The sequence below is a fragment of the Variovorax sp. PBS-H4 genome, assembly GCF_901827205.1.
In the GTDB taxonomy this organism is placed as follows: Bacteria; Pseudomonadota; Gammaproteobacteria; order Burkholderiales; family Burkholderiaceae_C; genus Variovorax.
Window position 1 is genome coordinate 97,705 of sequence record NZ_LR594677.1, and the last position, 7,155, is coordinate 104,859.

Below are 7,155 nucleotides of genomic sequence, written 5' to 3' on the forward strand. Positions count from 1 at the left end.
TGCAATAAGTGACGGTACGAAAAGCTAGCACTGGCGCGGAGGTGGTGTTGGTAGATCGTTGATTTCATTGACTTTCCTGTTCACTTTCAAATCTGCGATTCGTGGCGTCAAACCGTGGTCGGTTTCATCCATTGGTGCCAGTTATCGATGCATTTGGCCGCGAAGGCAGGATTTGGTCAGCATAGCGGTCAACCGGGAAGCGAAACACACCCCGCAAGTTGATGCTCTCCAGCCTGGTGGGCGCAATCTTCCCGATCAGTTCCGGTGGAATGACCTGGCGGCGGTTCGACCAGCGATCCAGGACCGCCTGCATCTGTGAGGTATTCCACGCCATCACGATGTTGGCCATCAGGCTCAACGCATCGGCCACAGCCTGCATTTCATCGACACGTTTGGCCTGCGCCGGGCTGATCCGGCCGGTATAAATGGCGCGCTTGAGGGCGTTAACAGCCTCGCCCCGATTGAGCACCCGGCGCAACTCGTTCCTGAAAGCGTCCTTGACAAAGTAGTCAGCCAAAAACGCCGTACGCAGCAACCGCCCCAATTGCACGCCAGCCTCATAGATTGGATCGCCCTGGGCGGCAGAACCGAACCGCGCAAGAGCTGCCACCGCACTGGCATGTCCGCTCATGACCGAGGCTGCCAGGTGCACCAGACTATCCCAATGCTTTTCGATCAAAGCGACGTCGACATTGGCTTCGCACACCGCAGCGATTTCTGCGGGCACTTTGGTGCCGCGTGGCACAAAGAGGTGGCGCTGTTTGAGTTCCTTCAACCGCGGGCAAAGATCAAAACCAAGCAAACGGGCATGTGACATGGCAAAGTCGGTGTAGCCATGGGTATCCACAGCAAGCTGGCTGGTCTCCAGCTTTTCTTGGCGGATGACACCTTCAATGGCCACGCCCGCCTGGCGCTCATTGAGCACAAAGGGCTGCGCATGGAAGATGCCCCACCGGTCTTTTACATGGGAGTAGATTCCAATGGAAGGTGTGTTGCGCCGAGGATCAAGCCGGGCTTGCCACACCCGTTTGGTGGTCTCCATGGTCATCATGTCAGAAGATGCCAAATCGGACCGCCCCCAGGTGGCGGCAATCGGGTGTCGCTGCATGAATTCCAGCACAGCCTGGCAGGCCTGGCTCAGACGCCGTTCGTCCCGCGCCCAGCGCATGGCCTGGCGAATGCTGGTGGCAGACAATTGCGGAATCATGCGCGCGCATTCGACCGCAGTCAGACTGGTGCCGTGGGCCATGATGCCGGCATAGACCATCAGCAGCTCGTCGGTAGAGCGCGGCTCACGTCCGAGCATGATCCAGCTAAAGCGCACCTGGGCGTCAACGGCCAGAATCACTTCCGGCAATTGAACCTCACCGATGCGGTGATCCAAAGCCGCGCGCAGCTTGGTCACTTCTGGGTCTTCGTCCTCTGCGGGCAATGGCGACAAATGGAGTTCATCATCCACGCGCAGTACGCCACTGCGGGCTGCAGCGGCCACCGCATCGACACCGGCAGTTACTCTGGCCAGCAAAGGCTTCAAGAAAGTGGCAGCCTTGCTGGGTAACGATAGACGGGCATAGTGTTTCTTGGACTCTGCCTGCCAACGCTCGTCCGTGAAGAACAAGCGCGCACGACCCCGAAAGCTCAGGCTGTGCTCAATCCAGACCGAGCCATTGCGCACCGCGCGGCGCAGGGCAAACAGGGTGGCCACCTCCAACGCCTGAAACGCCCGTTCCCGGTCTGGGCTGGAGATCGAAACCTGCCAGATCATTCCCAGACTTGGTGCCACCACTTCAACTGGCAGCTTTCTGGATCCTTTGAGATATAAAGCTTGCAGCTTGGCAAGGTACTCGATGGCAGGATGCTCGCCGGTGGCCTGCCAGGGCAGCTTTGCAATGGCGACGAGCAACGACCGCACGGGGCGAATTCCATCAATCAATCCCTCGCGGACCAGGGAGGCCCTGCTCGGTGGTTTGCGTTTCTGGGTTTCGGTGATCAAGGCTTCAAGACGGGCACGCAACTCAGCATCTGGCACCGCACCTTGCGCGCTCAAGGCAACAAGTTCGCCGAGCAGCGTTTTGTACATTGCGGCCCAATTGACGGTAGCGGGGACATCGGCGGCAGCCTGACGCCACAGATCGGCGATCCGGCGCTGCACCATAAGGATCAACTGGTCTGTGGTGGTGAACAGGCAATACCGAAGAAAGCATGCGACCTCCACGGTGCGCGCTGGCTCTTTGATCTTGGCTCCGGCTGAGGGCGGCCTGGAGACAAGTCGGCGCGCGTAGCGGCGCAAGATGAGATCGGGGATGTCTGCCAGGTGCTTATGAACGTCCAGCGTGTAAAGCAGGTCGATGCGCTCCAGTACCTCGCTGATTTGGCGGGTTGAGTGTTTCGCCGGTGCAGCCCATAGCCAACTCTGCTGGGTTTGTCCATCTGGGCGCAGCTCTGAAACTGAGGCTCGCCAGCGATCAAGTGTTGCTGGATCAACGCTGGCGGCGATGGCGGTGCCTGTTTCAACTTCAAGCTGGGCAAGTGCCGCCGCAATCAGTGTCCGAATTGCCCGCTCGTGCACGATCACCAGCTTGTTCTTGTACAGCCATTGACGCGCCCGCACGAGTAGCTGATCGCGGTCGGCGCAGCGCGCCACTTCGTCGCGCAGTTCACGTACCAGTGAGCGGCGCTGGTGCTCGCTCATCCACTGGAATCCAAGGACCGTGCAGGCTACTTGTTGGTGATCGAATAGCGTGCGCCCGCGTTCATACATGGCTCTCAGCGAGGCGACTTCTGGTGCTGCAATGCCAAGCTCGTTGCCAAGGTGGCGCCACAAGGCTACTGGAATTACCCGAAAGGCACCGAGCAAACGCCCACTCATGCGCAGGAAACCAATATGGAGCGCCAGACCAAGCTTGTGGGAATCACCTCGGCGTGCATTGATTGCGTCGCGCTCGGCACCATCGAAGGTGAAAAATGCCTTCATCTCGAAGTCGCTGATATCGCGGGGGAGCCCACGCATCCCCAAAAACGTTGTGTGCCAACCCTGCATCGTGAACCTCAAAAGTGGGAGGCCACCATACCCGTTTACAAAGCGAACAGGAAAGTCAATGAAATCAACGGTCTACCCAGACCACCCCCGCGCCAGTGCTAGCTTTGCGTACCGTCACTTATTGCACTGAAAACGAGGAGACCCCATCTAGTACACGAGTTCGTGCAGCGCCGTCGGTAGTAGGCCGCGGGGCTCGTGAAGCAATCGATGTCCTCGACGTTCACAAGAGACCTTGTGGCGCGAACTAGTCAGAATCAGACGTCAACGAACCGTCGGGCACCTGCCCTCCCTCGTTTGACGTCGCTGGCAAAAAGTTTGACCGATCGGCCACAGCCGCAGGCCGTTCGCCCAGCAGGTCAGCATGACGCCTCGGTTCTTCAGTCTTTATGCAGGGACCCGAAGAGCACCGGGCTTCTCCCGTATTTAAGGGCTCGCGAGCGAGTGCTGGTTCCGATGGGAACGCATGAACGATGAGGCAGGGAAGACATGTCAGCACGCGAGAGTCGGTCCAAGCCATCAGCGCGCGACGCATTGGCTTTCGGGAGCGATCCCGGCGCTCACGCAGGTGATGAGGTCGTATTCAGATCAGCGCAGCTGCCTCTCGCAAGCGCTCAGCGGTTGCGGCCAGGCCGTTCCGCTCGAGGACATCAGCGAACTCTTCCGGCGAGAAGGGAGGACGCTTGGACCGTGCCCGCATGGCTTTGAATGCCGTCAATGCAGCAATCTCGTCCAGATCAAGCTGTGCGACCAAGAAATCGTCTGGGTGCACTGCCGTCAAATCGTATCCCGCCAGGACATCATTCGGAAAGTCCTTGAGGTTCGCGGTCACGATGCAATCAGCATGGCCAACGATCGCAGCGGCAAGCACGTGGACGTCATCGGGGTCAGGCAGCGTGAGCGATCCGACAAGCGGCCGCCAGGCCGCTTCCGAAATCTCCCAATCGGGAATGGCTTCACGCATGTTGTCGCGGCGAAAGCTGAGCCTGCCGACGAGATCGGGGCGTTCAGCCTCGAGGTTGCCCATCCATTCTGCCTCGATCTCCGTCGTCCACTTGGGGGCAAACAACCCGGTCACGGCAACGCTCATCAGAGCGTCGGCGACGCTGACCGGATAAAGGACGCAGGCGTCCAAGAGGGCTGTGTACCTCGCGTTCCCCGCCATCAGTATTCGAGGCCCAATTCCTGCGCGTTTTCAGACAGCCGTTGCAAGGCTGCGATCTGCTTTTCACGCATCTGCGCACGAAAAGCCATCAACCCGTCGAACGGAATGCGGCGATGTGTGCCGACCATGCGATGAGCCAGCCGCCCCTCTTCGATCGCGCGAATGACAAATGGGCGAGAAACGTTCAGAAGGTTGGCAGCCTCGACGGTCGTCATTTCTTGCTTGTCCGAGATAACAGTCACCGCCCTACGCTCGCTCAATGCACCCAGCACTTCACCGATCAACCGCAGCGCCTTTGTCGGCACCTGCACCGGCGGGAGATCCCCATCGTCGCTGGTCAAAAGAATGCTCGCCGCTCGCGAGCGATCCAACGACTCGCCGATGCAGCGCTGTGCCGTGCGAGCCATTTCCAACTCTTCAGGTGTCATTTCCGCAGCTTGACGGCGACGCGTACGTTCCGAAGTGGTCATTTTGTATGCTCCTTATGCAAAGGGAATGCAGTTGCCTCGATTACCTGCCTTGATGGGTAATACTGTACCTCAACAAATGAACTAATCGCACGTTGGTTCATATAATGCATTTACAAGGCGGGGCGTCCCCGGCGTGTGAAGCGGAGCGCGCCCACGTGCCAACTTTTCGAGGGCGGTGGCCACTTGCGACAGCACCCGGACGTGTCAAGGGTGCTAGTTATGAGATCGATGTGATGGCTAACTTACGACGCGAACTAAGCGGTAGCAGCGTAAACGTTCCTCTAAGTGCCGGCGTCAGATTCAAGCGATCTTGGTGGGCACGTGAGCCTGGCACCCACCCGATGGGCGAACGCCAGATGGGAAAAGACAAGCCTCTCGGTTACTCGTTCCGCCCCAAGCGCGGCCAACCAAATACCCTGCGAAGGGATCGTGCGTCCAAGCACCTTGCCGCGCAAATGCGCAGCGGCCGCTCGATGCAGATTCCTGAAACCAGTCTGGCCAGGGACCGCCGTCAGAGGCCTGGCACGCCCCGCTGCAGGGCGAAGTCCAACAGCACCCGGTCCGTCGGCTCCGCGGGCCAGGTGGTGCCGGCCAGCCATTTGAAGAACGTCGTCCCGGCAATGCGACTGGCCGGCCCATCGCGGCGCCAGGCACGCGCGATGGGAGAGGCAACCTTCTCAAGCTGCTCGACCTGGAAACGTGTCCGCCACTCCGCCTGCATCGGCTCCAGCATTTCCGCATACATCGCGCGCGCCTTGGCCATCTGATCGTTTTCCCACAGTTCGCGGATGCGCCGCAGGCGGTCGCCCTCCGACAGCGTGGGAACGGACGTAGCGGGTGCGGCGCCTGGCTCGTCCGGCGGCGAAGCGGGCACCGCGATGCCGACGCCCGCGTAACCCTTCTTGAGTGCGTCCTTGAAATAGGCGGCAGGCGATTTCAGAGCCGGCATCGTAGCGCTGCGCAGTCGCGCGTCGACGTGATCCAGGGTCGCGCGGATCTGCCCCTCGTCCGTGGTTGCATAGAGGTCCTGCGCCTCGTCTTGCTTGATCCCCAGCGCAATCAGGCGCCCCACCAGCTCCAGGTCGAAAACGTTGCGGTTGGCGGCGTTGATGTCCTCAAGCCGCTGCTGAACCTTGGGGACCACTCGGAACTGGATTTCCTCGATCTTGCGGCCTCTCTTGTGCTCGATCAGCTCCAACCCGAACTCCTCGCACAAGGCGTCGATCTCGGCGATCGCCTTGCTGATGACGTCGCGCTTGAGGAAGCGGTAGTCCACTTCCTTGATATCGCTGCGACCGGTCAGGACCGCAGCCCACCACATTACGTCCTCTCGCATGGACAACCGACCGGGCGAAGTCAGGTAACGAGCACCGATCTCGTAGAGCACGGCCGCCGAGTAGCTGCGCATCTGGCTGCTCATCTCGAGCAACACCCGCGTGTACTGGTGGGGCTTGACGAGGCGCTCCTTTATTTCCTCGGGATAGCGCCAAGTGACCATGCACGGGCGCCCCCTGCCCTGCTCCTCGATGGTCACGGTGCCCAGCAGCTGGGACGAAACCCAGCGCTTGAGCGAGCTGCTGCTGGTCGACCATTCGATCGTCGTCGCCTGCATATCGCGCAGATGGGACTTCAGCAGCTCCGTGTTGTTGGAGTTGAAGCGTGCGTCACCGATCAACTCGCTCAGGGCCAATCGGTAAACCGGCTCGTCAACGCCCTGACGCTGGGAATGGTAGAGCAGCGCGTTATAGATGCGCCGAGAAAGCAGGGTCAGGCGTCCGCGCTTCGGGCGGATGGCGATGGCCTCGTTGGCCTTGGCAACGCTTTGCTCCTCGACCGAGGGGGGTGGGCGAGGCGAACTGCGCGGGGATTCGTCCTCGACCATGAAAGTAGTGTTCGTGCTGAAGCTCACATCATGTCGGCCTAATGTGATTTCGTCAATTCACAGTTGGCAGAGTGCTTTCGCTTGAGCTGTTGAAGTGAAACACTTGGGAGATTGAAGAGTTGAAGTTTCATTTTCCTCAATTGGATCAATGGCTTGCACCACTTGGTGTGAGGTTCCTTGGGAAATAATGTGAGAACGGATGGGATTTGAGGTGAGCAGATCTGGGTTCCTATCAACCAAGATGTGAGGTGGCTTGGGGTTTGATGTGAGTGGATATGGGCAACCGCCCTCCTTCAATCCCTCAGCGCCCCGTGCATAGCCCTGCAGAGGGCCATAAGGATGTGCCCACGGGTGGGAAAGGCCGTCTCAACCCCTTGGCGGAACGCGTTGGTGACCCGCCAAAGCCCCGGTTCCCCAATAAACCTCACACTTCGCGGAGGGTGTTCCAGGGGAGAATGGCTGAAACTTGTTCATTCGGCAGATTCTCATAGAATCGCCGAATTCTGTCGAATGAGGCTTCTTCAATATGTCCGCTCTCGTACCGCCAGTCGGTGGAAACCAGGTTTCCACTGACATTGCCCCACCGCGCCCAACCATCAAC

At 59.6% G+C, this 7,155-nt stretch carries 4 protein-coding genes; all 4 read right to left on the reverse strand.

What is annotated here, in order from left to right:
- Positions 1–124: 124 nt before the first annotated feature.
- On the reverse strand, positions 125–3,040 hold the full coding sequence (locus E5CHR_RS31575) for a Tn3-like element IS1071 family transposase (protein WP_003158660.1): 2,916 nt from the start codon (positions 3,038–3,040) through the stop codon (positions 125–127).
- A 580-nt stretch (positions 3,041–3,620) separates the two neighbouring features.
- Positions 3,621–4,172, reverse strand: a complete 552-nt coding sequence (locus E5CHR_RS31580; RefSeq protein WP_232062360.1) for a PIN domain-containing protein — start codon at positions 4,170–4,172, stop codon at positions 3,621–3,623.
- Between the two features lie 29 nt (positions 4,173–4,201).
- Positions 4,202–4,672, reverse strand: coding sequence for an excisionase family DNA-binding protein (locus E5CHR_RS31585; protein WP_068682746.1), 471 nt, complete (start codon positions 4,670–4,672; stop codon positions 4,202–4,204).
- Positions 4,673–5,183: 511 nt separating this feature from the next.
- A complete protein-coding gene (locus E5CHR_RS31590; protein ID WP_068682748.1) occupies positions 5,184–6,554 on the reverse strand; it encodes a replication initiation protein in 1,371 nt (456 codons plus the stop codon).
- Positions 6,555–7,155: the final 601 nt, after the last annotated feature.